The 26,883-nt window shown below is 67.4% G+C and carries 24 protein-coding genes and 1 tRNA gene; 14 read left to right on the plus strand and 11 right to left on the minus strand.

What is annotated here, in order from left to right; genetic code table 11:
• Nucleotides 1–61: 61 nt before the first annotated feature.
• Nucleotides 62–2,857 (minus strand): pyruvate dehydrogenase (acetyl-transferring), homodimeric type, encoded by a 2,796-nt coding sequence (gene aceE, locus AVL48_RS32690; RefSeq protein ID WP_061984300.1) that lies wholly within the window; start codon nt 2,855–2,857, stop codon nt 62–64.
• A 402-nt stretch (nt 2,858–3,259) separates the two neighbouring features.
• Between aceE and AVL48_RS32695 the strand changes: the two genes are divergently transcribed.
• The 5 genes from AVL48_RS32695 to AVL48_RS32715 all read left to right on the plus strand — a co-directional run bounded on the left by AVL48_RS32695 (nt 3,260) and on the right by AVL48_RS32715 (nt 5,784).
• On the plus strand, nt 3,260–3,691 hold the full coding sequence (locus AVL48_RS32695; protein WP_061984298.1) for a DUF3052 domain-containing protein: 432 nt from the start codon (nt 3,260–3,262) through the stop codon (nt 3,689–3,691).
• 76 nt (nt 3,692–3,767) lie between these two features.
• The gene (locus tag AVL48_RS32700; protein WP_061984296.1) at nt 3,768–4,229 is read left to right on the plus strand and encodes a peroxiredoxin; all 462 of its coding nucleotides are present in this window, start codon (nt 3,768–3,770) and stop codon (nt 4,227–4,229) included.
• Between the two features lie 36 nt (nt 4,230–4,265).
• Nucleotides 4,266–4,337 (plus strand) — tRNA-Val (locus AVL48_RS32705).
• A gap of 46 nt (nt 4,338–4,383) precedes the next feature.
• The gene (locus tag AVL48_RS32710; RefSeq protein ID WP_061984294.1) at nt 4,384–5,343 is read left to right on the plus strand and encodes a GNAT family N-acetyltransferase; all 960 of its coding nucleotides are present in this window, start codon (nt 4,384–4,386) and stop codon (nt 5,341–5,343) included.
• A gap of 90 nt (nt 5,344–5,433) precedes the next feature.
• Nucleotides 5,434–5,784, plus strand: a complete 351-nt coding sequence (locus AVL48_RS32715; RefSeq protein WP_061984292.1) for a hypothetical protein — start codon at nt 5,434–5,436, stop codon at nt 5,782–5,784.
• A 355-nt stretch (nt 5,785–6,139) separates the two neighbouring features.
• On the opposite strand, the gene AVL48_RS32720 is transcribed toward AVL48_RS32715, so the two are convergent.
• The gene (locus AVL48_RS32720) at nt 6,140–6,643 is read right to left on the minus strand and encodes a carboxymuconolactone decarboxylase family protein (protein WP_063054168.1); all 504 of its coding nucleotides are present in this window, start codon (nt 6,641–6,643) and stop codon (nt 6,140–6,142) included.
• Nucleotides 6,644–6,658: 15 nt separating this feature from the next.
• Between AVL48_RS32720 and AVL48_RS32725 the strand changes: the two genes are divergently transcribed.
• Entirely contained in the window at nt 6,659–7,177 is a 519-nt protein-coding gene (locus tag AVL48_RS32725; RefSeq protein ID WP_061984288.1) for a MarR family winged helix-turn-helix transcriptional regulator, read from the plus strand.
• On the opposite strand, the gene AVL48_RS32730 is transcribed toward AVL48_RS32725, so the two are convergent.
• Both AVL48_RS32730 and AVL48_RS32735 read right to left on the minus strand, forming a co-directional pair.
• Nucleotides 7,174–7,593, minus strand: coding sequence for a cupin domain-containing protein (locus AVL48_RS32730; protein ID WP_061984286.1), 420 nt, complete (start codon nt 7,591–7,593; stop codon nt 7,174–7,176). The genes AVL48_RS32725 and AVL48_RS32730 overlap by 4 nt on opposite strands.
• Before the next feature lie 36 nt (nt 7,594–7,629).
• On the minus strand, nt 7,630–8,241 hold the full coding sequence (locus AVL48_RS32735) for a TetR/AcrR family transcriptional regulator (RefSeq protein WP_061984284.1): 612 nt from the start codon (nt 8,239–8,241) through the stop codon (nt 7,630–7,632).
• Between the two features lie 63 nt (nt 8,242–8,304).
• On the opposite strand from AVL48_RS32735, the gene AVL48_RS32740 reads away from it, so the two are divergent.
• Complete coding sequence (locus AVL48_RS32740) at nt 8,305–8,796, plus strand: hypothetical protein (protein ID WP_061984283.1); 492 nt, start codon at nt 8,305–8,307, stop codon at nt 8,794–8,796.
• On the opposite strand, the gene AVL48_RS32745 is transcribed toward AVL48_RS32740, so the two are convergent.
• Nucleotides 8,793–9,980 (minus strand): aminotransferase class V-fold PLP-dependent enzyme, encoded by a 1,188-nt coding sequence (locus AVL48_RS32745; RefSeq protein WP_061984281.1) that lies wholly within the window; start codon nt 9,978–9,980, stop codon nt 8,793–8,795. The two genes, AVL48_RS32740 and AVL48_RS32745, sit on opposite strands and share 4 nt — an antisense overlap.
• A gap of 46 nt (nt 9,981–10,026) precedes the next feature.
• On the opposite strand from AVL48_RS32745, the gene AVL48_RS32750 reads away from it, so the two are divergent.
• Both AVL48_RS32750 and AVL48_RS32755 read left to right on the plus strand, forming a co-directional pair.
• Nucleotides 10,027–10,656: a GntR family transcriptional regulator gene (locus tag AVL48_RS32750; RefSeq protein WP_061984279.1), complete on the plus strand. Its 630-nt coding sequence runs from the start codon at nt 10,027–10,029 to the stop codon at nt 10,654–10,656.
• A 4-nt stretch (nt 10,657–10,660) separates the two neighbouring features.
• Nucleotides 10,661–11,419, plus strand: coding sequence for a metallophosphoesterase (locus tag AVL48_RS32755; RefSeq protein ID WP_061984277.1), 759 nt, complete (start codon nt 10,661–10,663; stop codon nt 11,417–11,419).
• Here the strand turns inward: AVL48_RS32755 and AVL48_RS32760 are convergent.
• The 6 genes from AVL48_RS32760 to AVL48_RS32785 form a co-directional block, all read right to left on the minus strand.
• Nucleotides 11,416–13,038: a CocE/NonD family hydrolase gene (locus AVL48_RS32760; RefSeq protein ID WP_061984538.1), complete on the minus strand. Its 1,623-nt coding sequence runs from the start codon at nt 13,036–13,038 to the stop codon at nt 11,416–11,418. The two genes, AVL48_RS32755 and AVL48_RS32760, sit on opposite strands and share 4 nt — an antisense overlap.
• Nucleotides 13,039–13,196: 158 nt before the next feature.
• Complete coding sequence (locus tag AVL48_RS32765) at nt 13,197–14,585, minus strand: aspartate ammonia-lyase (RefSeq protein ID WP_061984275.1); 1,389 nt, start codon at nt 14,583–14,585, stop codon at nt 13,197–13,199.
• Between the two features lie 10 nt (nt 14,586–14,595).
• The gene (locus tag AVL48_RS32770) at nt 14,596–15,567 is read right to left on the minus strand and encodes an asparaginase (protein ID WP_061984274.1); all 972 of its coding nucleotides are present in this window, start codon (nt 15,565–15,567) and stop codon (nt 14,596–14,598) included.
• Nucleotides 15,564–17,003: an amino acid permease gene (locus AVL48_RS32775; RefSeq protein ID WP_061984272.1), complete on the minus strand. Its 1,440-nt coding sequence runs from the start codon at nt 17,001–17,003 to the stop codon at nt 15,564–15,566. The genes AVL48_RS32770 and AVL48_RS32775 overlap by 4 nt, the downstream gene beginning before the upstream one ends.
• 4 nt (nt 17,004–17,007) lie before the next feature.
• A complete protein-coding gene (locus tag AVL48_RS32780) occupies nt 17,008–17,679 on the minus strand; it encodes a FadR/GntR family transcriptional regulator (protein WP_061984270.1) in 672 nt (223 codons plus the stop codon).
• A 437-nt stretch (nt 17,680–18,116) separates the two neighbouring features.
• Nucleotides 18,117–18,518, minus strand: a complete 402-nt coding sequence (locus AVL48_RS32785; RefSeq protein ID WP_061984268.1) for a nitroreductase/quinone reductase family protein — start codon at nt 18,516–18,518, stop codon at nt 18,117–18,119.
• A gap of 80 nt (nt 18,519–18,598) precedes the next feature.
• Between AVL48_RS32785 and AVL48_RS40360 the strand changes: the two genes are divergently transcribed.
• From AVL48_RS40360 to AVL48_RS32805, 5 genes are all read left to right on the plus strand, one after another.
• Entirely contained in the window at nt 18,599–19,063 is a 465-nt protein-coding gene (locus AVL48_RS40360) for a hypothetical protein (protein WP_244162542.1), read from the plus strand.
• On the plus strand, nt 19,012–19,554 hold the full coding sequence (locus AVL48_RS40365; RefSeq protein ID WP_244162543.1) for a plasmid pRiA4b ORF-3 family protein: 543 nt from the start codon (nt 19,012–19,014) through the stop codon (nt 19,552–19,554). The genes AVL48_RS40360 and AVL48_RS40365 overlap by 52 nt, the downstream gene beginning before the upstream one ends.
• 202 nt (nt 19,555–19,756) lie before the next feature.
• On the plus strand, nt 19,757–23,341 hold the full coding sequence (dnaE, locus tag AVL48_RS32795) for a DNA polymerase III subunit alpha (RefSeq protein ID WP_061984266.1): 3,585 nt from the start codon (nt 19,757–19,759) through the stop codon (nt 23,339–23,341).
• A complete protein-coding gene (locus tag AVL48_RS32800; protein WP_061984264.1) occupies nt 23,341–24,813 on the plus strand; it encodes an MFS transporter in 1,473 nt (490 codons plus the stop codon). Before dnaE ends, AVL48_RS32800 begins: the two co-directional genes overlap by 1 nt.
• Nucleotides 24,814–25,268: 455 nt before the next feature.
• The gene (locus tag AVL48_RS32805) at nt 25,269–26,513 is read left to right on the plus strand and encodes a low temperature requirement protein A (protein ID WP_061984262.1); all 1,245 of its coding nucleotides are present in this window, start codon (nt 25,269–25,271) and stop codon (nt 26,511–26,513) included.
• Nucleotides 26,514–26,883: the final 370 nt, after the last annotated feature.

Below are 26,883 nucleotides of genomic sequence, written 5' to 3' on the forward strand. Positions count from 1 at the left end.
CAGTGCAATGAAGGGGCCTTTCATCGCAAAATTTGCGATGAAAGGCCCCTTCATCTCACGGCTAGGCGCTACCGGAGTCCGACAACTGCGGACCCGCGGCGGCGACGTCGTCGAGGCGGTACTTCCGCGCCGCCTCCGCCACCTTCGCCTGGTCGAACTCGCCGCGCTTGGCCAGCGCGCTCAGCGTGCCGACCACGATCGACTGCGCGTCGACCAGGAACTTCCGCCGGGCGGCCGGGCGGGTGTCGGAGAACCCGAACCCGTCGGTGCCCAGGGTCAGCATGTCGGTCGGCACCCACGGACGGATCAGATCCGGTACCGCGCGCATCCAGTCCGACACGGCGACGACGGGCCCGTTCACGCCGGACAGCTTCTGCGTGACATACGGCACACGCGGGGAGTCGCCCGGGTGGAGCAGGTTGTCGTGGTCGATCTCGACGGCCTCGCGCCGCAGCTCGGTCCACGACGTCGCCGACCACACGGCCGCGCGGACGCCCCACTCCTCGGCCAGCATCTGCTGGGCGCGGAGCGCGTCCGGCATGGTCACGCCGGACACCAGGATCTGCGCCTCCGGACCGTCGCCCGACGGGGCCTCGGCGTAGCGGTACAGACCCTTGAGCAGGCCGTCGACGTCGAGGTTCTCCGGCTCGGCGGGCTGCTGGTACGGCTCGTTGTAGATCGTCATGTAGTAGAAGACGTTCTCGCCGTTGCCGTCCGGCCCGGTCTCGCCGTACATCCGGCGGAGACCGTCCCGCACGATGTGGGCGATCTCGAACGACCATGCCGCGTCGTAGGCCACGACGGCCGGGTTGGTCGCCGCCAGCAGCAGCGAGTGCCCGTCGGCGTGCTGAAGGCCCTCACCGGTCAGCGTGGTGCGGCCGGCGGTAGCGCCGAGCACGAACCCGCGGGCCATCTGGTCCGCCGCCGCGTAGAGGCCGTCACCGGTCCGCTGGAACCCGAACATCGAGTAGAAGATGTAGATCGGGATCATCGGCTCGCCGTGCGTGGCGTACGAGGTGCCGACGGCGGTGAACGACGCGGTCGAACCCGCCTCGTTGATGCCCTCGTGCAGGATGACGCCCTTTTCGGACTCCTTGTAGGCCAGCATCAGGCTCGCGTCGACCGACGTGTACGTCTGGCCGTGCGGATTGTAGATCTTGGCCGTCGGGAACATCGAGTCGAGGCCGAAAGTGCGCGCCTCGTCCGGGATGATCGGGACGATCCGCTTGCCGATCTCGGAGTCCTTCGCAAGCTCACGGACGAGCCGGACGAACGCCATCGTGGTGGCGACCTCCTGCTTGCCCGAGCCCTTGCGGATGCCTTCGTAGACCTTGTCGCCGGGCAGCACGAGAGCCTTCGAGGCCTTCGGGCGGCGCTCCGGCAAGAACCCGCCGAGCGCCTTGCGGCGGCCGATCATGTACTCGATCTCCGCCGAGTCCTTGCCGGGGTGGTAGTACGGCGGCAGCTTCGGGTCGCGCTCGAGTTCCTCGTCGCTGATCGGGATGCGCTGGGCGTCCCGGAACAGCTTGAGGTCGTCGAGGGTGAGCTTCTTCATCTGGTGCGTGGCGTTGCGGCCTTCGAAGGACGGGCCGAGGCCGTAGCCCTTGATGGTGTGGGCCAGGATCACCGTCGGCTGGCCGTGGTGCTCCAGCGCCGACTTGTAGGCCGCGTAGACCTTGCGGTAGTCGTGCCCGCCGCGCTTGAGGTTCCAGACGTCGGCGTCGGAGAGGTCCTTGACCAGCTCTTTCGTCCGCGGGTCGCGGCCGAAGAAGTGCTCGCGGACGAAGGCGCCGTCGTTGGCCTTGTAGGTCTGGAAGTCGCCGTCCGGCGTGGTGTTCATCAGGTTGACCAGCGCGCCGTCGCGGTCGGCGTGCAGCAGCGAGTCCCACTCGCGGCCCCAAATGACCTTGATGACGTTCCAGCCGGCGCCGCGGAAGTACGACTCCAGCTCCTGGATGATCTTGCCGTTGCCGCGCACCGGGCCGTCGAGCCGCTGCAGGTTGCAGTTGATCACGAAGGTCAGGTTGTCGAGGCCCTCGCCCGCGGCCACGTGGATGAGGCCGCGCGATTCCGGCTCGTCCATCTCGCCGTCGCCGAGGAACGCCCAGACGTGCTGATCGCTGGTGTCCTTGATGCCGCGATCGCGCAGGTAGCGGTTGAACCGCGCCTGGTAGATCGCGTTCATCGGGCCGAGCCCCATGGACACTGTGGGGTTCTCCCAGAACTCCGGCATCAGCCGCGGGTGCGGGTACGACGGCAGGCCGCCGCCCTCACCGGCGTGCGAGAACTCCTGGCGGAACCCGTCCAGCTGGTTCTCGGTCAGCCTGCCCTCGAGGAACGCGCGGGCGTAGATGCCGGGGGAGGCGTGTCCCTGGATGAAGATCTGGTCGCCGCCGCCGGAGTGGTCCTTGCCGCGGAAGAAGTGGTTGAAGCCCACTTCGTACAGCGCCGCGGACGAGCCGTAGGTCGAGATGTGCCCGCCGACGCCCACGCCGGGACGCTGCGCGCGGTGCACCATGATCGCGGCGTTCCACCGGATGTAGGCGCGGTAGCGGCGCTCGATCTCCTCGTCACCGGGGAACCATGGTTCGTTCTCGGTGGGGATGGTGTTGACGTAATCGGTCGACGTCAGCGCCGGAACGCCGACGTGGCGTTCCCTGGCCCGCTCGAGGATGCGCAGCATGAGGTACCTGGCGCGCTGCTGACCACCCCTGGCCAGCGCCTCGTCGAAGGAGTCCAGCCATTCGGCAGTCTCCTCCGGGTCGATGTCGGGCAGGTGCGCCGCCAATCCGTCACGGATGACGCGGACGCGTGCCGGGGTCTCCTTGCCGGAGGCGCCGTCGTTCTGCGGGGCCAAGGGGTCTCCTTGCGAAAGGTGGTAGCTGGTTGTGCTCGTACGCGGGCGTGTTCGCCTTCCATCGTCGTACTCGGATTCCGTTCGCGTCACCGCTACTGATCGGTAACGTCCGCGGACCCGATTGCGACACGCCTCGCGCGCGCCTGTATTCGCGCGCGCGTTTTCTCCTCCACCCTAAAGCAGGGGTCTCCGCGGTGCCCAAGTGCGCCTGTATTCGCCTCGCGCGAGTAGGCCGAATGTCCGTACGCTGCGACACGAGTTGTTCAAGATCCGGTGTGGACGGTTGCGCGCAGCGCCTCACCAGTGTTCGCTAACGGGCATCGTGTACCCGAGTGTGGTGCCCGCCCGGTCGATCCGGCCGAGGTGACATCACGCTCCGTCGTAGTTGGAGGAGTGACAGCAGTGGTCGCCGCGGGAGACGCTGATCAGAACAGCGTCGCCGAAAGGCTTGGGATCAAGCCGGACATGGTGGTCCAGGAGATCGGCTGGGACGAGGACGTCGATGACGATCTTCGTGCGGCGATCGAGGAGCAGATCGGCGGCGACATCCTCGACGAGGACGCCGACGAGGTCATCGACGTGGTGCTGCTGTGGTGGCGCGAAGACGACGGTGATCTCGGAGACACGCTGATCGAGGTCCGGACCCCCTTGAACGAGAACGGCGTGATCTGGGTGCTGACCCCGAAGACGGGACAGCCCGGGCATGTCGAGCCGAGCGAGATCGCCGAAGCGGTGCCGCAGGTCGGATTGGCGCAGACGGCCAACATCAGCGCCGGCCCCAAGTGGGCGGGCACCCGGCTGGTGTCGCCGAAGTCGTCCAAGACCAAGCGGTGACCTCGAAGGCCGTGCGATCGACACGATAGGGTTGTCGACGCAGGCCCCTGTTCGCTCTTGAGAGGAAACCGCCGGTATGGCCGTCGAGGTCGGATCGCAAGCCCCGGACTTCACGCTCAACGACTACAACAAGCAGGCCGTGACGCTGTCGTCCTTCCAGGGCGAGAAGCCGGTCTTGCTCGTGTTCTACCCGTTCGCGTTCAGCGGTATCTGCACCGGCGAGCTGTGCCAGCTCCGCGACGAGTTCGCGGACTACGACGGTCAGGGCGTCCAGGTGATCGGTGTGTCCGTGGACACACCGTTCTCGCTCAAGGCGTGGGCCGAGCAGGAGGGCTACCAGTTCCCCCTGCTTTCGGACTTCTGGCCGCACGGCGAGGTCGCGAAGGCCTACGGTGTCTTCAACGAGGCGGCCGGCCTGGCCACCCGTGGCACCTTCCTGATCGACAAGAACGGTGTCGTGCAGTTCGCCGAGGTCAACCAGCCCGGCGAGGCGCGCGACCAGCAGGCGTGGAAGAAGGCTGTGGCCTCCCTGTCCTGAGTCTTCACCGGTGGCACCCTCGCGGTGCCACCTCCCGGGCGCATAGCTCAGCGGGAGAGCACTCGGTTTACACCCGAGCGGTCGTAGGTTCGATCCCTACTGCGCCCACCGAAAACCCGGCGACAGCCCCCGTGCGGGGGCTTACTGTCGTCGCGTGCATCACTCCCTCAGCTGGCGGCCGCTCAGCCACGAGGACGCCAAGGCGTCGGCGGACCTCCTCAACGCCATCGAGACCGTGGATCGCATCGGTGAGAACTACACCGAGGAGGACACCCTCCAGGAGTTGGCCGACCCGTACGCGGACTTGGAGCGCGGGAGCCTCGCCGCCTTCGACGGCGACGTGATGGTCGGTTTCGTGAAGATCCGCTTCAAGCCATCCGCCGACGAGGTCCACCGGGTCTTCCTGGACGGCGGGGTCCATCCCGCGTACCGCCGTCGCGGCCTCGGCACCGCGCTCGTCGAAGCGGGGGTGGCGGCGGCCAAGGTGGTGCACGCGCTGCACCACCCGTCCTCGAAGCTGGTGGTCGACGTCCACCGGCCGGAGCACATCGCCGGCCTGGCCGAACTCGTCCGGTCTCAGGGCTTCACGCCGGTCCGCTACTTCCAGCGCATGGAGCATCCGCTCGGCGCGCCGGATGCTCCGGCGATTCCTGAGGGGTTCGTGGTCGAGCCGTGGTCGGAGCGGAACGACGAGGAGTTCCGCACGGTCCGGAACGAGGCGTACCGGGACTACTGGGGTGCGGTGCCCATGCCCGTCGATCTCTGGCGGAACAAGATCACCAACCAGACCTTCCGGCCCGAGGTCAGTTTCCTGCTGAGGGAGGCGACCGGCGCTCCGGTGGGTGTGCTGGTGACCATGTGCTGGGAGGCGGACACGGAGGCCACCGGGATCCGCGACGCGCACTTCATGGTCATCGGAACCGTTCGGGAGTACCGGAAGCGGGGACTCGCCGGTGCGCTGATGGGACACGCGTTGCGCGCGGCCGCGGATCAGGGCTACGACCGTGCCAGCTTGAACGTGGACTTTGCCGACCCTGCCGGGGCGTTCGGGATCTTCGAGAAGGCCGGTTTCACCCCGAAGATGCGGTACGTGCGCTGGGCTCTCGAAGTCTGACGCCTATGCATTTAGTCGGCTGAACGCGTTGGCTGTAACAGGGGCGTCCCGGTGCTCGACGCATCAGGCGACGCAGACTAGGAGGCCGCGATGACCCCCGCCGCCGACGATGGCAAGCGAACAGCATTGGCACAGGAGTTCACCGACGAGATGTACGCGGCATACCGGCATCTCGCCAAGACGATCAACTACCGCGCCAAGCAGTTTCTCGAAATGGTGACGATGCATGGTGGCGTCGGCGCCGCTCAGATCCTGCTGCAGAGAGGCCGGGGTACCTCTGACGGCTTCGCTCGCCTGTGGGAGGCACGCATGCTCCAGTGGAGTGTCGAGGCTTCCGTGCTCAAGAACAAGTACGAGGACCTGTTCACCGATGAGGAGCGGGATACGGCTCGGCAGCGACTCGAGGCTCACGGGTTCGATGTCGGATCGTTAGTCGGCTGAACGCGGTGCCCCGACGCACGTGAAGACCCTCTTCGCCCGGCTCAACCGGGTGAAGAGGGCCTTCGCGTACCCCCAACCCTGTGGAACGTTTTCGGTTTCGGCGGTCTGGTCTGCCCCCTCGGCAGGCCAGACCGCCGGTGCGCCGCGCCGCGGGTGGCGAACTTTCGGCTGCACAAGACAGGAGACGGTCGGGACTGCCCAGATACATCAAGATCGGCGGCCATTGGAGTGATCCAGACCGCGAGGGGCGATCACGGAAAGCTACGGAGTCCGTGAAGGCCTCCTTCCCTACCTTGAGAGTAGGGAAGGAGGCCTTCACGGACACGCGATCGGGGTCGGCACCTAAGGCGCCCGGCTAGGCCCGGGTCATCCTGTTCGCCAGGGTCGACATCGTGTACGCCCCGATGCCCATGACGACTTCCAGGCCGTTCCGCTCGGTGTACCCGTGCCCGAAGAAGGCCTTCAGCGTCTCGTCGTCGACGCCACCTGCGGTCTCGAGCACCGCCAGCGTGAACTGCCGGATGGCTTCCAGTCGCTCGTCAGGCACGGGCTCCTGCGCGCGGAGTGCCGTGATGACGTCGTCGTCAGCGTTCAGTCCCTTCAGCTTGGCGGTGTGCATCTCGACGCAGAGGTGGCAGTCGTTGCGGGTCGCCACGGTCATCACCACCGTCTCCCGCGCGACCGGGTCGAGTGTCGTGCGCTCGAAACTCGCGCTGAGTTTCAGGAACCCGTCGAGCAGTTCCGGCGACGTCGCCAACCGGGCGACGGCGGAGGGAAGGTGGCCGAAGTGCCGGATGGTCGCTTCCATCGAGCGACGCGAGGCTTCAGGCGCGGTTTCGAGGGTGTGGTCGGTAAACAAGGCGGCCCCTTTAAGATGGTCAACGTGGTTGACGAAAAGGTAAACCAAGTTGTCGATCGAAGCAAGCGGGTTTCCGACTCGCCAGGTTTCGAACTGCCACTCCTGCTGTTCGCGGGCTTTCGCTCGATCATCGACCGGCTGCACGCCGAACTGGCCGAGCAAGGGCATCCCGACGTTCGCCCGGCGTACGGGTTCGCGATGCAGGCGGTCGGCCGCGATGGGGCGACGGCGAGCGAGATCGGGCGGCGGCTCGGAGTCTCCAAGCAGGCGGCGGGCAAGACCGTCGACAAGCTGGAGCAACTCGGTTACGTCGAGCGCGCCGACGATCCGGCCGACGCCCGCCGCAAGATCGTGCGGCTGACCGCGCGCGGGTTCGACTCACTCGGCCGGTCCGCGGCGATCTTCGATGAACTGCGCAAGGAGTGGGTCGCCGTGTTGGGCGCCGACAGGGTTCGAGCGCTCGAAGGCGATCTCCGCGCCATGGCGCCGTCGGACGGCTTCCGACTCGACGTCGCCAGCTGGTTCGGGGCCTAGAAAGGGCATCCCGGGTTCAGCGCGTCCTGCGAGAGCGGGCTTCCATGCGGCAGCACGTAGAGCACCTCCAGCACGAGGGGCGTCGTCCCGAGATTCCGTCCGATGTGGACGGTGTCGCTCGGTTCGGTGAAGGCGGCGCCCCGTCGGTACAGGCCATCGAGCCCGCAATCGGCGGAGTTGTGCGTCAGCGTGCCCGCCTTGACGTACGCGTAGAGCGTCCCGTCGTGGTAGTGCCAGCCGGTGTAACCGCCCGGCTGGATGACGACCTCGCGCAGAACGTAGTCGGTGTCCCCGACCGTCTTCTGCTTCAGGATCGTGCCGGTCACGCCGGAACCAGGGGTCGCCTCCGCCGTCGCGGGGACGGCGAGCGCGAGGACGAGTGTGGCGAGCAGTGTGGTCACAGACCGCAGGCGCATGAAGAAAACCGTACCGGCTTTCGTGAGCCGTCGCCTTCACCGATCCGGGCGTCGCAGGGTTTCCAGATGCCGTCCGAGCACCGCGCGCATCAGCTCCGGCGACGTCCGCCCGCCCGCCATGGCGAGGCCGTCCAATAATGCCGCCAGCCGTTCGGTTTCGACGTCCAGGTCGAGATCGTCGAGAAGTCCGCCCGCGCCACGCGCGCCTTCGAGTACCCGCCGGACGAGTGCGCGGACGCCCGCGTGGGTGCGCGCGACTTCCCCGGCGAGATCCGGCCGGCTTTTGGCGGCGGCGGAGAAGGCCAGCCAGACGTCGGTTTCGGCTCGGGTCTGCTCGGTGAGCGGAAGCACCTCGCTGAGCAGCGCTTCGGTGAGTTCTTGCCGGCGTGAGCGCGGCGTCGCCGGATCGAGCAGTTCGGGGAGGCGGCGCAGCAGCCGGGCTTCCACCCGGTCCCCGAGCGCGCGCATGGCGAACACGATCAGCTCGTCATGGCCGCGGAAGTAGTGCCGCACCGAACCGGTCGCGAGGCCGGCCTCATCGGCCACGCTCCTGAGCGACGCCTGCGCGAGACCGTCCCGCTGGATCACCCGGAAGACGGCTTCGGCTATTTCCAGCCGCCGGGCCGTGGGGTCGACGATCTTCGGCATGTTGCCTTTATAGCACGACCTTGCTAATTTATTTAGCACACACGTGCTACAAAGGGGGAGTTCATGCGGACCTGGTTGTCGATCGCGCTGGTGGTCGCCGCGGTGATCGTGATCGTCGCGCGCAGGCTGCGCGGGGAGCCGCTGGTCGCCCGTGAGGTCTACGGAGCGCCGCTGGTCCTGCTCGCGATCGGGGTCTACGGTCTGGCCAAGCTCGAAAACTTCACCTTCACAGACGGTGCCTGGCTCGTGCTGGGGTCCGTGGTCGGTGGTGGCCTCGGCGCGGTGCGCGCGACCACCACGAAGCTGTTCGAGCGCGACGGCGTGCTGTGGCTGCGCTACACCGGCTGGACGTTCGGAGTCTGGATGCTCTCGATGGTGGTGAACTTCGGGATCGGCTTCCTGGCCACGACGGCGGGCGCGCATCCCGACGCGCGGCCGGTGACATTGTCGATCGGCGTGAGCCTCCTGGGGGAGGCGTTGGTGATCAGCCGTCGCGCCAAGACGACGGGGCTGCCGTACGCCCCGCCGTCCGACTCCGTCCTTTCCCGCCGTTAAGCCAGTTTCTCGACTTCGCCGACGAGAAGCGCGATCTCGTCTTCGGTGTTGAAGTAGTGCACCGAGGACCGGACCATCGACGGCAGCCCGCGCGCGGCGAAATCGAACTGCGCGGACGTCGCCTCCGCGACACTGACGTTGATCTTCTTCGTCGCCAGGTGCTGCTTCACTTCCTGGGACGGCGTTTTCGCGACGCTGAACGTGACGATCCCGCATTTCCGCTCACCCTGGTCATGGACCTGGACACCGGGGATCCCGCGCAGCGCGTCGCGGAGTTTCGCCGCGAGCGCCGCGACGCGGGCTTCGATGGCGGGCATGCCCCAATCAAGGGCGTAGTCGATCGCCGCGCCGAGGCCGTGCACCGCCGCGTGATCGCGTTCCCAGACCTCGAACATCTTCGCGGTCGAGTCGACTTCGTAGGTCTCGGGCGCGGTCCACGCCGCCGAGTGGAGATCGAGCATCGCGGGCTCGAGACGCTCGCGCAGCCGCGGGTGCGCGTAGAGGAACCCGGTGCCGCGCGGCCCGCGCAGGTACTTGCGGCCGGTCACGCTGAGCGCGTCGCAGTTCAATCGCGTGACGTCGAGGTCGATCTGGCCGGCGCTCTGGCACGCGTCGAGCAGGAACGGGATCCCGGCCTCGCGCGCGACCGCGCCGATCTCCTCGGCCGGGTTCACCAGCCCGCCCTGGGTGGGCACGTGGGAGACGGCGATCAGCTTGACGTCGCCGTCGATCCGGCGTTTGAGATCTTCGACGTCCAGCTGGCCGGACTCGTCGTCGTCCACCACCTCGACGACGGCACCGGTGCGCTTCGCGGTCTGCAGGAAGGAGATGACGTTGCTCGCGTACTCGGACTTCGCCGTCAAGATCCGGTCTCCCGCCGTGAACGGCAGCGCGTAGAAGACCGCTTGCCACGACCGGGTCGCGTTGTCGGTCAGCGCGATGTCGTCGGGCTGGGCGCCGACGAGCCGTGCGGCCGAGGCGTAGACACCCTGGAGCCGGTCCACGGTGGCCGCGGCTTGCTCGTAGCCCCCGATCAGGGCTTCCTCGCGCAGGTAGTCGACGACGGTGTCGGTCACTCGGGTGGGTGGCAGCGAGGATCCGGCGTTGTTGAGGTGGACCACTTCGGCGCAGCCCGGGGTCTCGGCGCGGGCGCGTTCGACGTCCAGCTCCTGAATACGCGTCATGCCTAACTGAATACAGTACGTCCGAAGTGCATGCAATACTTCCCGCATGACGAGGAACCTGCTCCGGCGCGACCTCGCGGAGGAGATCACCGCCCGCGTGCTCGACGGCCGGATCGCCGCGGACAGCCGGATCAACGAGGTGCACCTCGCCCGTGAGCTGGGCGTCAGCCGGACACCGTTGCGTGAGGCGCTGATCGGGCTGGCCGATCGCGGTCTGCTCGTCTCGGCGCCCGGCCGCGGTTTCCTCGTGCCGCCGTTCGACCCGGAAGAGGCCCGGCGGCTGTACCCGCTGGTCGCGGAACTGGAATCGCTCGCGTTGCGCTGGAGTTCGCCGCAGGACCTCGCCGGGCTCACCGGCGGGCTGGACCGCATCGCCGCCGAGATGACCGAGGAACTCGGACGGCGGGGCGATCTGTCCGCTTTGGACGATCGCTGGCACGCGCTGCTGGTCTCGCGCTGTACGAATCCGCATCTGCTGCGCCTGATCGAGCAGACCAAGCCGCTGCTGAAGCGCTATGACACTTGTTATTTCGGTGGTACCGAGCGCTCTCTGGAGAGTATCGATGAACACCGGCGGATCGCCGAGGCGATCCGCGCGTCCGACCTCGCGAAGGCAGCGGAGCTGCTCGTGCGGAACTGGGTGAAGACGTTGGCATATCTGGAGAACTTGGGGTGACGAAGTGTTCGTGACGGCACATCTGAGCGACAACCATCTCGACGGCGGGGACCGGGCGGACGAGCGCACCGCGCGCGTCATGCGGTACCTGGAGAACCTGGCGACGCCGGTCGACGCGATCCTGGTGACCGGTGACATCGCCGACCACGGCACGCTCGAGGAGTACCGGCGCGCGGCAGAGCTGTTCAAGACCGTCGTCCCGCTGTTCACCTGCCCCGGAAACCACGACAAGCGTGGCCCGTTCCGTGAAGGACTGCTCGGCCAGGCGCCGGACGATGCCCCGGTCAACCAGGTGCACACCGTCGGCCACGTCACGTTCGTGATGGCCGATTCGAGTATTCCCGGCAAGCCCGACGGGCAGTTCGACGACGAGACGATGGCCTGGCTGGACGGCGTTCTCGCCCACGGCGACGGCCCCGCCTTCGTCGCCTTCCATCATCCGCCGGTCGAACTCGGCCTGCCGTTGGTGGACGCGATGCGCCAGTACGGCGAGGACAGGCTGGCCGAGGTGCTCGCGCGGCATCCGCGGGTGGTGGCCCTGCTCTGCGGGCACGTCCACGCCGCGGCGTCGACCACGTTCGCCGGGGTGCCGCTGCGGTCTGCTCCGTCGGTCGGGTCGAGCATCCTGTTCCCGTGGGAGGAGAACGGTCTCCGGTCGTGGGGAGAAGGCGGGCCGATCGACTACGACCTGCCGCCGTCGCTGGCCTTCCACGTGCTGCACGACGACGGCAGGCTGACCACGCACCTGCGGGTGGTCGCCTAACCGGCGAATACCGGCAACGTGAGCCGAGAGGGCCGCGCGGGATCGTGGAAGATCTCGAACCGGGCGGGTTTCCCTTCCACCGCGCGGAAAACCGGCTCGTCGGTGCCGTGGTTGCGGGCGAAGCGAGGGAACGCTCCGCCCGCGAGCTGCAGCCGCAGCCGGTGCCCGCGCCGGAACCGGTAGGCCGTCGGATCGAGGTGGACCTCGGCCGCGACCACACCGTCCACATCGGACCCGGTGGAGCCGGGGCGCAGGCGGAGGATGCCGTCGGTGACGTTGCGGGAGACGCCGCGACCGTCCACATCGCACAGCCGGACGAACACGTCACCGTGGCCGATGTCGGTCCGGACGTACACCAGCGCGGAGATCTCGCCGATGACGTCGAGATCCCGCTTCAGCCTGTCGCCGGTGAAGACCAGCACGTCCCGGCGTTGCTCGACGATCTTGTTGTCGCGTTGTTTCCGCGCGCCCGTCAGCAGGGGACCGCCGACGGTCGGTGTCGGATCGGCGGGGTCGAAGGTGAACGTGCCGGGCTTCGACTCGACCGGCTCGGTGGGGGAAAGCCCGCCCGGGCGCAGGAAATACGGGGTGGCGTCGGACTTCGGCGGCCAGCTGTCGAAGTCCAGCCATCGCCCGGCACCCTGCAGGTACAGGCGCACCGGGGCCTGCCGCAGCTGGGCCTTGTCGCCGAGCAGATGGGCGGAGACGAAACCGATCTGGTCGGTCAGCAGCGTTTTCAGGCTGGCGGGCTCGCCGTGCGCCCACGGGCCGATGGTGATCCGCGGTGCGCGTCCGGCCGCGGCGAGTTCCTTGAAGTCGCGCAGCTGGGCGGAGATGAACAGGTCGTACCAACCGGTCACCATCGTCACCGGCGTCGTCAGCGAGGCGACCTCGGCGCTGTGGTCCGACGGCGCCCAGAAATCGTCGCCGGGCTCGGCGTGCTCGGTGACGTCCTGCAGGAACCTCACCTGCTCGCCGATGGCCGCGACGTCCGCGCCGGAGATCGGCAGATGTGCCATGGCCTGGCGGGTCTTCTTCGTCTGCCACGGATTCGGCAGGCCGGCGAACCGGCCCTCCTGGCGGCCGATGAGCGCCGACCAGGAGACCATGTTGTCGACCGCGAGTACCCCGCCGGGATAGAAGGTCGAGACGAACTCCGACGCGGTGACGCCGAGGCACAACGCTTCGAGCGGCTCGTCGAGGTATGGGGCGACAGCCCATTGCGTGTGGCCGAGGTAGCTCGCTCCGGCCATCGCGACCCTGCCGTCGCACCACGGCTGCTCGCGCAGCCAGGCGATGGTGGCGAGGCCGTCCTCCTTCTCCAGGTGGAACGGCCGGAACTCGCCGCCGGAGCCGAAGGTCCCGCGCGTGCTCTGGAGGACCGTTTGCAGTCCGTGCCGCGCGAGCGTCTCGCCGAAGATCTTGCTGAACAGGCTCTTCCGGCCGTACGGCGTGCGGATCAGCACCACCGGACGGGGTTCGTCGCCCGGGAGGGCGTAGCGATCGGCGAGCAGCCGGACGCCGTCCGGCATCGGGACGGGGATTCCCTTGGTCGCGGTGGGAACGGGGCCTTCGGCCGGAGGGAGGCCGAGATACCGGTCGAGAAGTCGGTCGAGCACGCCCGGATCGCCTTTCGTGCGGAGGATCACCTTCCGCTTACGACCGTACTCGCGTGGTCCGGCGCCCGCCTGAAATGAAAGCGTCCTTCATTGCGAAATTGGCAATGAAGGACGCTTTCATGGCGCGGGGTGAACCGCCCGGTACCACCCCGCGGGTCTCAGGAGAGGCGCGCGAGCGTCTCCGGCTTCAGCAGTCTCGCCAGTACCTCCGCGGGAAGAAGGCCCTTCTCGACGACGAGTTCGGCCACTCCGCGCCCGGTTTCCAGCGCTTCCTTGGCGATCTCGGTCGCCGCCGCGTAACCGATACTCGGGTTCAGCGCGGTCACCAGACCGATGGAGTTCTCGACGTAACCCCGCATCACGTCGGCGTTCGCGGTGATCCCGGAAACGCACCGCTCCGCCAGCACCAGACAGGCCGCCCGCAGATGCGTGATGCTTTCGGAAAGCGAGTGCAGGATCAGCGGTTCGAAGGCGTTGAGCTGAAACTGCCCGGCTTCGGCCGCCATCGTGATCGCGACGTCGTTGCCGATGACCTCGAACGCGACCTGGTTGACCACCTCGGGGATCACCGGGTTGATCTTGCCCGGCATGATCGACGAACCCGCCTGCACCGGCGGCAGGTTGATCTCGTTGAACCCGGCCCGCGGACCGGAGGAGAGCAGCCGCAGATCGTTGCAGCTCTTCGAGAGTTTCACCGCGATCCGCTTGAGCACACCGGAAAGGTGCACGAACGCACCACAGTCCTGGGTCGCCTCGACGAGGTCGGCGGCGGTCACGACGGGCAGACCGGTGATCTCGCGCAGGTGCGCGACGGCCGCTTCGGCGTACCCGGGCGCGGCGTTGAGGCCGGTGCCGATCGCGGTCGCGCCGAGGTTGATCTCATGCAGCAGAGCCACCGCCTCGGTGAGCCGCAGCCGGTCTTCGCCGAGCATGACCGCGTAGGTGCCGAACTCCTGTCCCAGCGTCATCGGCACCGCGTCCTGCAACTGGGTCCGGCCCATCTTCAGCAGGTCGTGGAACTCGACGGCCTTGGCGGCGAACGCCTTCTCCAGGACCACCATCGCATCGGCGAGTTCGCGCACGGCGATGATCGTCGCGACGTTGACCGCGGTGGGGTAGGCGTCGTTGGTCGACTGCCCGAGGTTCACGTGTTCGTTCGGATGCACGCGGGCGTAGTCGCCCTTCTCGTGCCCGAGCAGTTCCAGCGCGCGGTTCGCGATCACCTCGTTGGCGTTCATGTTCGTCGAGGTGCCCGCGCCGCCCTGGTTGACGTCGACGACGAACTCCTCGTGCAGGGCGCCTTCCCTGATCTCCCGGCACGCCCGGCGGATCGCGTCGGCGACGTCCGGGTCCAGCAGCCCGAGATCGGCGTTGGCCTTGGCCGCGGCCTCCTTGACCGCGGCGAGCGCCTCGACCAGGTGGGGATAGCTGGAGATCGCGGTGCCGGTGATGGGGAAGTTCTCCCTGGCCCGCGCGGTGTGCACACCCCAGTAGGCCTCGGCCGGGACTTCCTTGTCTCCCAGCAGGTCGTGTTCCACACGGTGCATCGAAGGCTCCTCACGCGGCGAGGTGGTGTTCGGCCAGCGCGCCCGTCACGCGCAGGCCGTCGGTTCCGGCGGTCCCGGCGAACGGCTTCAGTACGTCCCGGTCGACGCCGCACAGTTCGAGCGCGGCCGCGAGCACCGGCTGCCGCGCGCGGTCACCGCCGTCGGCGATCTTGATCGCGATCGCCGTACCGTCCGGCAGGGCGGCGACCTGGACGGCTTCGAAACCGTCCTTGGCGATCAGGCCGGGGACCGCGCGCATGAGCGCGGTCACGTCGCGCCGGGTGCCGGCGACCAGTTCCGGATGCTTCCGGATCCCTTCGGCCACCAGAGCTTCCGGAGTGCCTGGCGCCGCCGCGGCGATCTTGCCGACGGCCGTGGCGAGCCCGCGCAGCGAAACCGCGAACAGGGGAGCGCCGCAGCCGTCGATGGCGACCTTCGGGATCCGTTGTCCGGTCAGGTTCTCGACGCAGTCCGCGATCGCGCGCTGCACCGGATGAGCCGGATCCAGATAGTCCTCTGTGGACCAACCGTGCAGGCGGCAGGTCGCGAGCATCGCCGCGTGCTTGCCCGAGCAGTTGTGCGCCAACCGGGACGCGCCCCGGCCCGCTGAAACCCAGGCGTCGCGCTCGACGGGATCGAACGGCAGGTCCTCCGGGGTCCGCAGATCACCGACGGTGAGCCCGGCACCGTCCAAGGTCCTGAGGACCTCCGACAGGTGGATCTCCTCGCCGGAGTGGCTGGCCGCGCCGACGGCGAAGCCAGCCGGACCCAGTTCGACCCCGAGGCGGGCCATCGCGGTGGCCTGCAAGGGTTTCGCCGCCGACCGCGGATAGAACGCGGCCTCGATGTCGCCCGCGGAGAACAGTACGCGGCCGTCCGGCGCGAGGACCACGGCCGAACCGTGGTGCACCCCCTCGACCATTCCGTCACGGAGGAGGTGGACCAGCGGTTCGTGGGCGGGGACGCGGATTTCGGGGATCACAGCTTCGTCTTTTCGAAGACGCTCATGTTGATCCGCTTGCGGACCCCGAACCAGCCGGCCACCAGCGCGAGCCCGATCACCGGCAGGCAGTACAGGGTGATCCGGCCGGTCTCGTCGAACGCCATCAGCACGACGACGGCGGCGAGGAAGATCAGCGTCGCGATCTCCGTGTAGGGCGAGAACGGCAGCCGGTACGAGGGCCGTTCCACCTCACCGCGCTTGGCCTTGCGCGCGAACAGCAAGTGGGAGAGCACGATGATCGCCCAGGTGCCGAGGATGCCGATGGCGGCGAAGTTCAGCACGATCTCGAAGGCCTGGCTGGGCACGACGGCGTTCAGGCCGACACCGGCCACGCACACCGCGGAGGTGAGCAGGATGCCGCCGTAGGGCACGTGGTTCTTGTTCATCACGCCGGTGAACTTCGGCGCGGATCCGGCCAGCGACATCGAGCGCAGGATGCGGCCGGTGGAGTAGAGGCCGGAGTTCAGGCTGGACAGCGCCGCGGTCAGCACCACCAGGTTCATCACGTTGCCCGCCTGCGGCACCCCGATGTGCGAGAGCACGGTGACGAACGGGCTCTCCTTCTTCGAGTAGGAATCCCACGGCATCAGCATCGCCAGGAGGACCACCGATCCGACGTAGAAGATTCCGATACGCCACATGATCGAGTTGATCGCCTTCGGCATGATCTTGCGCGGGTCCTTCGTCTCACCCGCGGCGACGCCGACCAGCTCGACCGAGGCGTAGGCGAACACGACACCCTGGACGATCAGCACCATCGGCACCAGACCGGCGGGGAAGATCCCGCCGTGGTCGGAGATCAGCGAGAAACCGGGCGTCTGCCCGTCGATCGGCTGCTGGGTGACCAAGAGGAAGATCCCGATCCCCATGAAGGTCACCAGCGCGGCGACCTTGATGATGGCGAACCAGAACTCCATCTCGCCGAACAGCTTGACCGACACCATGTTCAGCGCGAGCACCACCGCGAGCGCGATGAGCGCCAGCACCCACTGCGGGATCGGCGTGAAGAAGGACCAGAAGTGCGCGTACAGCGCGATGGCGGTGATGTCCGCGATCCCGGTCGTCGACCAGTTCAGGAAGTGCATCCAGCCCGCGACGTAAGCGCCCTTTTCACCCATGAATTCCCGGGCGTAGGAAACGAAGGCGCCGGAGGAGGGGCGGTACAGGATGAGCTCGCCGAGCGATCGGACCACGAAGAACGCGAAAAGGCCGCAGACCGCGTAAACGATCGCCAGCGCCGGGCCCGCCTGTGCGAGCCGCCCGCCCGCACCGAGGAACAGGCCGGTGCCGATGGCGCCGCCGATCGCGATCATGTTGACGTGGCGGGGCTTCAGCGCCTTGTCGTAGCCGGCGTCACCGGCGTCGGCCGGCACCGGCACGGATTTGTCGTCCGTGCTGAGGGTCTGTTCGGTCACGGTGTCAGTCGTCCTTGTTCGGGTGCGTCGTGTGGCCGGGCCGCACGATGGTGGTGAGGGCGTTCTCGACGTGCTCTAGATGGGAGGTCATCGCCGCGACGGCGTCCGCTTCGGACCCGGCGGCGATGGCGGTGACGATCTCGCGATGCTCGATGTTCGAACGCGCGCGGCGGCCGCCCAGCTGGTTGAGGAAGGACGACTGGCGCGCCAGCGCGTCCCGGATCTCCTCGATGACCTTGCCGAACACCGGATTGCCCGAGGCCTGGGCGATGGTGATGTGGAACAGCGAATCCAGCGCCACCCACGCGGTGTTGTCGGTTTCGAGGTCCATCCGCTCGACAAGGTGACCGAGCAGATCGAGGTCGTCGGTGCTGCGGCGCACGGCCGCGTATCCGGCGACGGGGATCTCGACGTGGCGCCGCACCTCGAACAGGTCGCGGGCCGAATAGGTCCCGAACGTAGGGTTCTCGACCGGCCCGGTGGCGGTCACGAAGGTCCCTTTGCCCGTTTTGGACACGGTGAGCCCGAGCGCCTGCAGCCCCCGCAGTGCCTCGCGGACGACCGAGCGGCTGACCTCGAACTCCTTGCCGAGCGCGGATTCCGACGGCAGCTTCTCGCCGACGGCGTACTCACCGCGCTCGATGGCGCCGCGAAGGTGGGCCAGTACGGCCTCCATCGCGCTGATGCGCCGCGGACCACCGTGTCCGGCTGTCTGGCTGTCAGACAGGTTCATGGGACGAGATCGTGCGGCCGGTCCAATGCTTTGTCAAGCGATCGGACCCGGGGCCGGACTCAGCCCGCACGGTCCGCGTCGATGGGGTAGCCGAGCTGGAATAGGAAGTCTTACTGGGCGCCTTTACGCGTGCGGAGTCCCATGGTGACACCGGATTCCCGGGTGGGCGTGGTCATCGTCACACGGCGAGTGGGGCTGGGGTCGTGAGTGGATCTTGCTCGCGTGAAGTACATGATGGCCCCCTTCCTTGCGCCTAGCGCAAGGAAGGGGGCCATCATGTACTGGGGAAGGTGTGGAGGTCGAGTTTGGCTTCCGCTACCGCTCACCCGCCTGAACGACCTCGGCCGAACCCGAATCGCCACTCACGACAGCGGCAACCGTCAGACGCGCTTGAGCGCGATCACCGGGAACGGCCTGCTGGTCTTCGCCTGGTGCTCGGCCAGTCGCGGGAACGCCTTCGCCTGCTTCGCGAACAGACGGTCCCTGGCCGCTCCGGTGATCTCGACCGCGTGGGCGGCGAAGGCCTCTCCGTCCGCTTCGACCTCGACGGACGGCTCCGCGATCAGGTTGCGGTACCAATCCGGATGCCCCGGAGCGCCCCCGTTGGCGGCGAAGACGACATAACGGTCGTCGTCGGCCAGGAACAGCATCGGCGTCACATGTCGCCGCCCGGTGCGGGCACCGGTGGTGGTGAGCAGCAGCGTCGGGAGGCCGTCCCCGTGGCGGCCGTTCGCGCGGAACTCCGCGATCACGCGTTCGTTCATCTCACGCAGGTCGATCATCAACTCTCCGGGCTGCTCGGTGATCTTGCCGGCTGGCCAGTCTGCCCATCCATGCCCAGGTCGGCAAGCGCTTTTGGATCATGGCTGCTCGCGGGGCCGCGCGTCCGCCACTGGACGTGGCCAGGGTGGAGCGCTGGCCGAAGCTGCTCCACGGGCCGGTCCGGCTTTCGGACTGCGTCGTCCAAGGCCAAGTGGATCAGGACCTCGTGGTCCTGGCCGCCACCCTCACCGCGGGCAAACGCTCGGTGGGGGTCGAAGTGGTGGTCAACGGGCACGAGGCCGACGTGATCGAACTCCACGCCGAGCCCGCGGACGCGTTGGCGGTTCTTCGCACCGGTTTCGAGGTGAGCGAGGCACGGCTGACCCGCGAGGAGTTCCGCAGCCAGGTGGAAGCGGCACTGATCCTCAGGGCGGACTCCGAAGCTTGGTTCCGGCAGAGGGCGCCGGAGATCTTCGAGCCGGGCTCGAGGCACCGGGCGGTCCCCTTCCGCTCGTGCTGCCCCCGCCCGTGCCGGTCACCGGCCTGCGGCTCGCGGTCGCACTGACCGAATCGGATCGCGCGATCTGGCGGCGGCTCGAAGTCCGCTCCGACGTCACCCTCGCCGGACTGCACCGGATCCTCGCGGCCACCTTCGACAGGGACGAGCGGCAGGACCACCGGTTCGAGACCGCGTACGGCGGGTTCGGCACCGATATCCAGGGTGGTGAAGGCGACCGGTCGGACGACGAGGTGACCCTCGGCCAGGTCGTGACCGCACCGGGCCATCGGCTTGTCCACGAGGTGGAGAACTGGCGACATTGGATCCGGGTCGAGCAAAGGGTCGGCCTTCCCGCGGCCCCGAGGTGCCTCGACGGCGAGCGGGCGGCGCCTCCGGAGACATGCAAGGGCGAGCAGGACTACGAAATGCTGCTGGAGGCCTTGAAAAGTCCGGACGACGAAGACAGCGAGGCCCTGCTCGAAGAGTTCGGCGCCGGGTTCGATCCGGAGTGGTTCGACCGCGTGGTGATCAACGAGCGACTGGCCCGGTCGAGCTGATCCGGCACCCCGTTCGGGGGTAACCGAGGTCATCGCGAACTCGCGCGGCGTCGGTGCTTGGCGGCGGACGATCGGAGGTACAGACTTGCCCTCGCCGGGGTGTCGGCCCGCCCGGGCGCCGTGATCACCCGGCGCATAAGGTGGGAGGACCGGCCCGCGTCACGCAGCCAGGGATCCGTCTGCCTAGGGGAGGTTTTCGCTGGTGTCGAACGATTCCTTCGTCCACCTGCATGTGCACACCGAGTACTCGATGCTCGACGGTGCGGCGAAGATCGCCCCCTTGTTCAAGGAGGCGGCGCGGCTCGGCATGCCCGCGGTCGGGATGACCGACCACGGCAACATGTACGGCGCGGACGAGTTCTACCAGCAGGCGGTCAAGCACGAACTCAAGCCGATCATCGGCATCGAGGCCTACATCGCGCCGGAGAGCCGCTTCCACAAGAAGCCGGTCTTCTGGGGACAGGCCAACCAGCGCGGCTCCGACGAGTTCGGTGAGGGCGGTGACGTCTCCGGTGGTGGTGCCTACACCCACATGACGATGCTCGCCGCGAACTCCACCGGGCTCCGTAACCTCTTCAAGCTCTCCTCGCTCGCGAGCATGCAGGGCTACTACCGCAAACCCCGGATGGACCGCGAGCTGATCGCGGAGAACCACGAAGGCATCATCGCGACCACCGGCTGCCCCTCGGGCGAGGTGCAGACGCGGCTTCGGCTGGGGCAGCGCACAGAGGCGATCCAGGCCGCGTCGGACTACAAGGACATCTTCGGCGCCGAGAACTTCTTCCTCGAGCTGATGGACCACGGGCTGCCGATCGAGCGGTCGGTCCGTGAGGGCCTGCTCGAGATCGGCAAGCTGCTCGACCTCAAGCCGCTGGCCACCAACGACTCGCACTACGTCACCAAGGACCAGGCCGACACCCACTCCGCGCTCCTGTGCGTGCAGGCGGGCAAGACGCTGAACGACCCGAACCGGTTCAAGTTCGACGGTGACGGTTACTACCTGAAGTCGGCCGCCGACATGCGGGAGTACTGGGACAAGGAAGTCCCCGGCGCCGCCGACTCGACGCTGCTGATCGCCGAGCGCGTCGAGTCCTACAAGGACGTCTACACGCACAAGGACAGGTTGCCGTTCTTCGAGGTCCCCGAGGGCTACGACCAGGGCTCCTGGCTGCGGGAAGAGGTCGCGCGTGGCCTCAAGTGGCGGTTCCCGGACGGCGTCCCGGACCCGTACTACAACGAGCGCATCGAGATCGAGCTCGACGTCATCATCGGCAAGGGCTTCCCCGCCTACTTCCTCATCGTCGCCGACCTCATCAACTACGCCCGCAAGGTCGGCATCCGCGTCGGCCCCGGCCGTGGTTCGGCCGCCGGTTCGCTGGTCGCGTACGTCCTCGGTATCACCAACCTGGACCCGATCCCGCAGAAGCTGCTGTTCGAGCGGTTCCTGAACCCCGAGCGTGTCTCGATGCCCGATATCGACATCGACTTCGACGACCGCCGCCGCGGCGAGATGATCCGCTACGCCACCGACAAGTACGGCGTCGACAAGGTCGCGCAGGTCATCACCTTCGGCACCATCAAGACCAAGGCGGCCATCAAGGACTCCGCCCGCGTCCACTTCGGCCAGCCGGGCTACGCGATCGCGGACCGGATCTCGAAGGCGCTGCCGCCGCCGATCATGGCGAAGGACATCCCGCTCTCGGGCATCGTCGACTCGAAGCACGAGCGCTACGGCGAAGCGGCCGAAGTCCGCGCGCTCGTCGAGACCGACGAAGAGTGCAAGACGATCTTCGAGACCGCCCGTGGTCTCGAAGGGCTGATCCGCAACGCCGGTGTCCACGCCTGCGCGGTCATCATGTCGAGCGAACCGCTCACCAACGCGATCCCTCTGTGGCAGCGCGACGACGGTTCGATCATCACCGGCTGGGACTATCCGTCGTGCGAGGCCATCGGCCTGCTGAAGATGGACTTCCTCGGCCTGCGGAACCTCACCGTCATCGGTGACGCGATCGACAACATCAAGACCAACCGCGGGATCGACATCGACCTCGACACCCTCGGCGTCGACGATCCGGAGACCTACAAGCTGCTTTCCCGCGGTGACACGCTCGGCGTGTTCCAGCTGGACGGCGGTCCCATGCGGGACCTCCTGCGCCGGATGCAGCCGACGGTGTTCGACGACATCGTGGCGGTGGGCGCGCTGTACCGCCCCGGCCCGATGGGCATGAACGCGCACAACGACTACGCCGACCGCAAGAACGGGCGGCAAAAGGTCAAACCGATCCACCCCGAACTCGAAGAGCCCCTGAAGGAGATCCTGGCCGACACCTACGGCCTAATCGTCTATCAGGAGCAGATCATGCATATCGGCCAGAAGGTGGCCGGGTACTCGATGGGCCGCGCGGACGTGCTCCGCCGCGCGATGGGTAAGAAGAAGCAGGAAGTCCTCGAGAAGGAGTTCGTCGGCTTCGAAGCCGGGATGAAGGCGAGTGATCTCGTCCCCGGCGGGTTCTCGACCGAGGCGATCAAGGCACTGTGGGACACGATCCTCCCGTTCGCCGGCTACGCGTTCAACAAGAGCCACGCGGCCGCGTACGGCCTGATCTCGTACTGGACCGCGTACCTCAAGGCGAACTTCACGCCGGAGTACATGGCCGCGCTGCTCACCTCGGTCGGTGACAACAAGGACAAATCCGCGGTCTACCTGTCGGAATGCCGCCGCCTCGGGATCAAGGTGCTCCCGCCGGACGTCAACGAGTCGGCGCTGAGGTTCGCGGCCGTCGGGGACGACATCCGCTTCGGGATGGGTGCCGTCCGCAACGTCGGCGCGAACGTCGTCGAGTCGATCATCAAGACCCGCGAGGAGAAGGGGAAGTACTCCTCCTTCACCGACTTCCTCGACAAGTCCGAACTGGTGGCCTGCAACAAGCGGGTCATCGAGTCGCTGATCAAGGCCGGCGGGTTCGACTCGCTCGGCAACACGCGGCTCTCGATGGTCCAGGTGCACGAGGACGCGGTCGAGGCCGTGGTGCCGCTCAAACGCCAGGAGGCGATGGGCCAGTTCGACCTCTTCGGTTTCGGCGGGGAAGACGACGCCGGGGACGCGGTGTCCTCGTCGCCGCTCGCGCATCTGAAGTTCGGTGAAGAGGAATACCCGCGCAAGCAACTCCTGGCCTACGAACGGGAAATGCTCGGCCTGTACGTCTCGGCGCATCCGCTGGACGGCGCCGAGCGCATCCTGCGCAAACACGCGCCGCGCCCGATCGCCGCGATCCTCGCCGACCCGCCGAAGGAAGGAGAGCTGATCATCTCCGGGCTGATCACCTCGCTGGAACGCCGGGTCAACAAGAAGGGCGAGCCCTGGGCGATCTGCACCGTCGAGGACATGGACGCGGCGATCGAAGTCCTCTACTTCCCCAAGTCCTACGCGATGTTCTCCGCCGACCTCATCGAGGACAACGCGGTACTGGTCAAGGGCCGGGTCAACTGGCGCGAGGACAAGATGTCCATCTTCGGCGGCGGGCTGGTGCCGCTCGACCTGTCCGAGGTCGGCAACGGCGACGACGACCTGCCACTGGTGCTGCTCGCCGCGCCGGAGAAGCTCGATCAGGCGGTGGTCAGCGAACTGAAACAGACCCTGCTGGCACACAAGGGTGACACCCCGGTGCACCTCAAGCTCGTCGGCAAGAACCAGACGGTCTTCGCCCTCTACGACTACCCGGTCAAGGTGACGTCGATGCTGATCGGTGAGCTCAAGGGCATCCCCGGGATCGCCGCCAGCACCTGATGACCACCTTCGAACCCGACCCGCGGCGCTGGAAGGCGCTCGCCGTCACCCTCGCCGCCGGGTTCATGGGCCTGCTCGACGTCAGCATCGTCAACACGGCGCTGCCCTCGATCCAGAAGGACCTCGGCGCGTCGAGCGGCGGGATCCAGTGGGTCGTGTCGGGCTACGCGCTGGCTTTCGGGCTGGTGCTGGTGACCGGTGGCAGACTCGGCGACGCGCTCGGCCGCCGCCGCATGTTCCTGTTCGCGCTCGCCGCGTTCGTGCTGACCAGCGCGTTCGCCGGTGCGGCGCAGGACGAGACGACGCTGATCATCGCGCGGCTCCTGCAGGGATTCGCCTCGGGCATGATGACGCCGCAGAACAGCGGGATGATCCAGGACCTGTTCCGCGGCGCGGAACGAGGCCGCGCGTTCGGCATGTTCGGTGCCACCGTGGGGATCTCCACAGCGGTCGGGCCGGTACTCGGCGGCGTGATCCTCGCCGTCTTCGGCGACCCGGAAGGCTGGCGCTGGGTCTTCTATGTGAACGTGCCGATCGGGATCCTGGCGTTCACCCTGGCACTGAGATGGCTCCCGAAGGCGGAGAAACCGGCGAAAAGCCTGCGGGGTGAGATCGACTTCGTCGGCATGATGCTGCTGGGTGTCGCCGTGCTCGGGGTGTTGCTCCCGCTGATCGAATCCGAACAGGGCGGACTCGGCAGCCTGTGGTGGCTGTTCGTCGTCGCGGTGGTCTTCGGATTCGCGTTCGTGCGCTGGGAACGCTCGATGGTGCGGCGCGGCCGTCCGCCGCTGCTGGACACACGGCTGTTCACCGGCACCCCCGGATACGCCACGGGTGCCGCCGTCGGCGCGCTGTACTTCAGCGGGTTCACCGGGATGTGGCTGGTTTTCGCCATCTTCTTCCAACAAGGCCTCGGTTACACGCCGCTGCAGTCCGGGCTCGCCGTCACCTCCTTCGCCCTCGGCTCCGCCGTCTCGGCGGCGGTCGCGGGACGGCTGGTACCGAGATGGGGCCGCAAGCTCACCGTCACCGGGCTGGTCATGGTGATCTCCGGGATGGTCACGGTCGCCGTCCTCGCCGGTCAGGACCCGGGTTCCGCGGCGGGCTGGTGGTTCGCGTTCCCCTTGCTCGTCGCCGGTGTCGGTGGCGGCATGGTCATTTCGCCGAACACCACCCTGACGCTGGAATGCGTGCCGACGTCGATGGCGGGAGTGGCCGGGGGCGCGTTGCAGACCGGGCAGCGGATCGGCACCGCGATCGGCACGGTCGTCCTGGCGTCGGTCTTCCACGCGGTGCTGGGGGCGAACGGCGGTTATCCGTCGGCGCTGACCGCGGCGATGCTGTGCGCGGCCGGCTTGACCTGTTCGGCACTCTTACTCGCCGTGATCGAACTCCGCGGGCGCCGGAAGCGGCGTTTGCTCACTGAGCGGGAAGAAGCCGCCTCGGCAGGAGCCGACAGCCAACGCGGCTGAGTCGCCGGAGCGCGTCACTGACTACGGTCGGCAAGACCTGTTGCTCCATCCGAGTGACGGAGTCACTCAGCCCCTGGCGCTACTCAGAGCAACCGGGTACACCTAACGGAGCCTTCACTGCTGTGTCTTGGCTACCGACAGTGGTATTTCTGTCGATCGATCGGGGATGGGTCGATCGGTGGGAGCGACCGTGGCAAGTCCGGAGTTCCAGGAATGGACACCCATGGTCAGCGAGCCGGTGGACGGCCGTCGGCGTCCGCGGGGGACCGTTCGGCGGCAGCCGGTTCGCGTCCACTGCCAGCCGAGCCCTGTGAAGCACTCGCGCGGGTGGGTCCGGCAGGGGACGCCTGGGGAGGTGCACCCCGGCCTGGACCCACCCGCCGTGCGCACTCCGCAGGTGTGCACCGCTCAGAGCTGCGATGATCTTCGCGAATTCGAGATCGCGAGGAGCACCGATGGCGGAGAGTCCTGTGAGCCGGAGTCGCCTCCGGGTCTGGTACCGGCCGATGAGGATGCGGGATTCCGAGGAAGGACATCGGGTCGCGACCCCGCTGGAGCTGTTGTTCGACCTGTGTTTCGTGGTCGCCGTCGCCCAGGCCGCGGCCGGTCTGCACCACGCGATCGCCGAAAACCACATCGGCCATGGTGTGCTCAGTTTCGGGATGGTGTTCTTCGCGATCTGGTGGGGCTGGTTGAACTTCAGCTGGTTCGCCTCGTCGTTCGACACCGACGACGTCCCCTATCGGCTGGTGACGCTCGTGCAGATCGCGGGCGGGCTGACCGTCGCCGCGGGCGTCTCGTCGGCCTTCGAAGGCGACTTCACGATCATGGTGGCCGGCTACGTCTTGATGCGGCTCGCGATGGTCGTGCAGTGGCTGCGCGCCGCCAGGACCGATCCCGCCTGCCGCCCCGCGGCCTTGCGCTACGCCATCGGCATCACGATCGTCCAGATCCTGTGGATCGTCCGGCTCGGGTTGCCGGAATCCCTGGCCCTGCCGTCGTTCTTCCTGTTCTTGCTGGCCGAACTCGCCGTCCCGATGATCGCCGAACGCAAGCGGTGGACCGGCTGGCACCCGCACCACATCGCCGAACGCTATGGCCTGTTCACGATCATCGTGCTGGGCGAATCGATCCTCGGCGCGACCACGGCGGTCAAGGAAGGGCTGGACGAAGGCGAGCACACCGGCAGCCTGATCTCCCTCGCCGCGGCGGGGCTCGTTCTGCTCTTCTCCCTGTGGTGGCTGTACTTCGACCAGCCGGGACAGGTCCGGCTCCGGAACGCCAAGAGCCTGTTCACCGTCGCGAGCTGGGGTTACGGGCACTACCTGATCTTCGCCTCGGCGGCCGCGCTCGGCGCCGGTCTCGAAGTCGCCGTCGACTACGACACCCACACCGGCCACGTGGCCCCGCTGCCCGCCGCGATGGCGACGACCGTGCCCGTCACGATCTATCTGCTGAGCGTCTGGCTGATGCACATCGGGCCCACCAACGAATGCCGTCCGATCGCGATCGGCTTCCCGGTGACCGCGGTGCTCGTCCTCGCCGCGTCGTTCACGCCGGCACCCATCCACATCACCGCTCTGCTCGCCGCCGCGCTAGTCGCGCTGACGGTGTTCGCCACGCATGGCGAGCCCGTGCCCGGGGAGAGCGGGATCGACGCAGGTCAGAGCCCCGGCGCGAAAAAAGGGACCCCCCTGTAAACGGCCGTTTCGGGCCGTGTAATGTTCTCTTCGTCGCCAGGGAAACCGAGCGGCCGCCGGGAACACGAACCAAGCTCCCACCGGATGGTGGTAGAGTGGGTGGTCCCGAACCGGAGAGGTAACCTTACCCCGCTGAGACGGCAGTTTCGAGCAGGTGCTAGGGTGTGCTCCGGACAAAAGCCAAGGAATGACTGCTTCGGATAAGGCCGTGGGGTGCGGTGTGATCTGGGGTGTGTTGCTTGAGAACTCAACAGTGTGCTAGTGAACTAAGCCAGTAGAGCTTATGTATTTGAATCTCGTTTGAGGTTCCTTTGAGAGCAAGTAAAATTTGCCTCGATCAAATTTGACATTGTTGGAGAGTTTGATCCTG

Source organism: Amycolatopsis regifaucium (genome assembly GCF_001613935.1).
Taxonomy (GTDB): domain Bacteria; phylum Actinomycetota; class Actinomycetes; order Mycobacteriales; family Pseudonocardiaceae; genus Amycolatopsis; species Amycolatopsis regifaucium.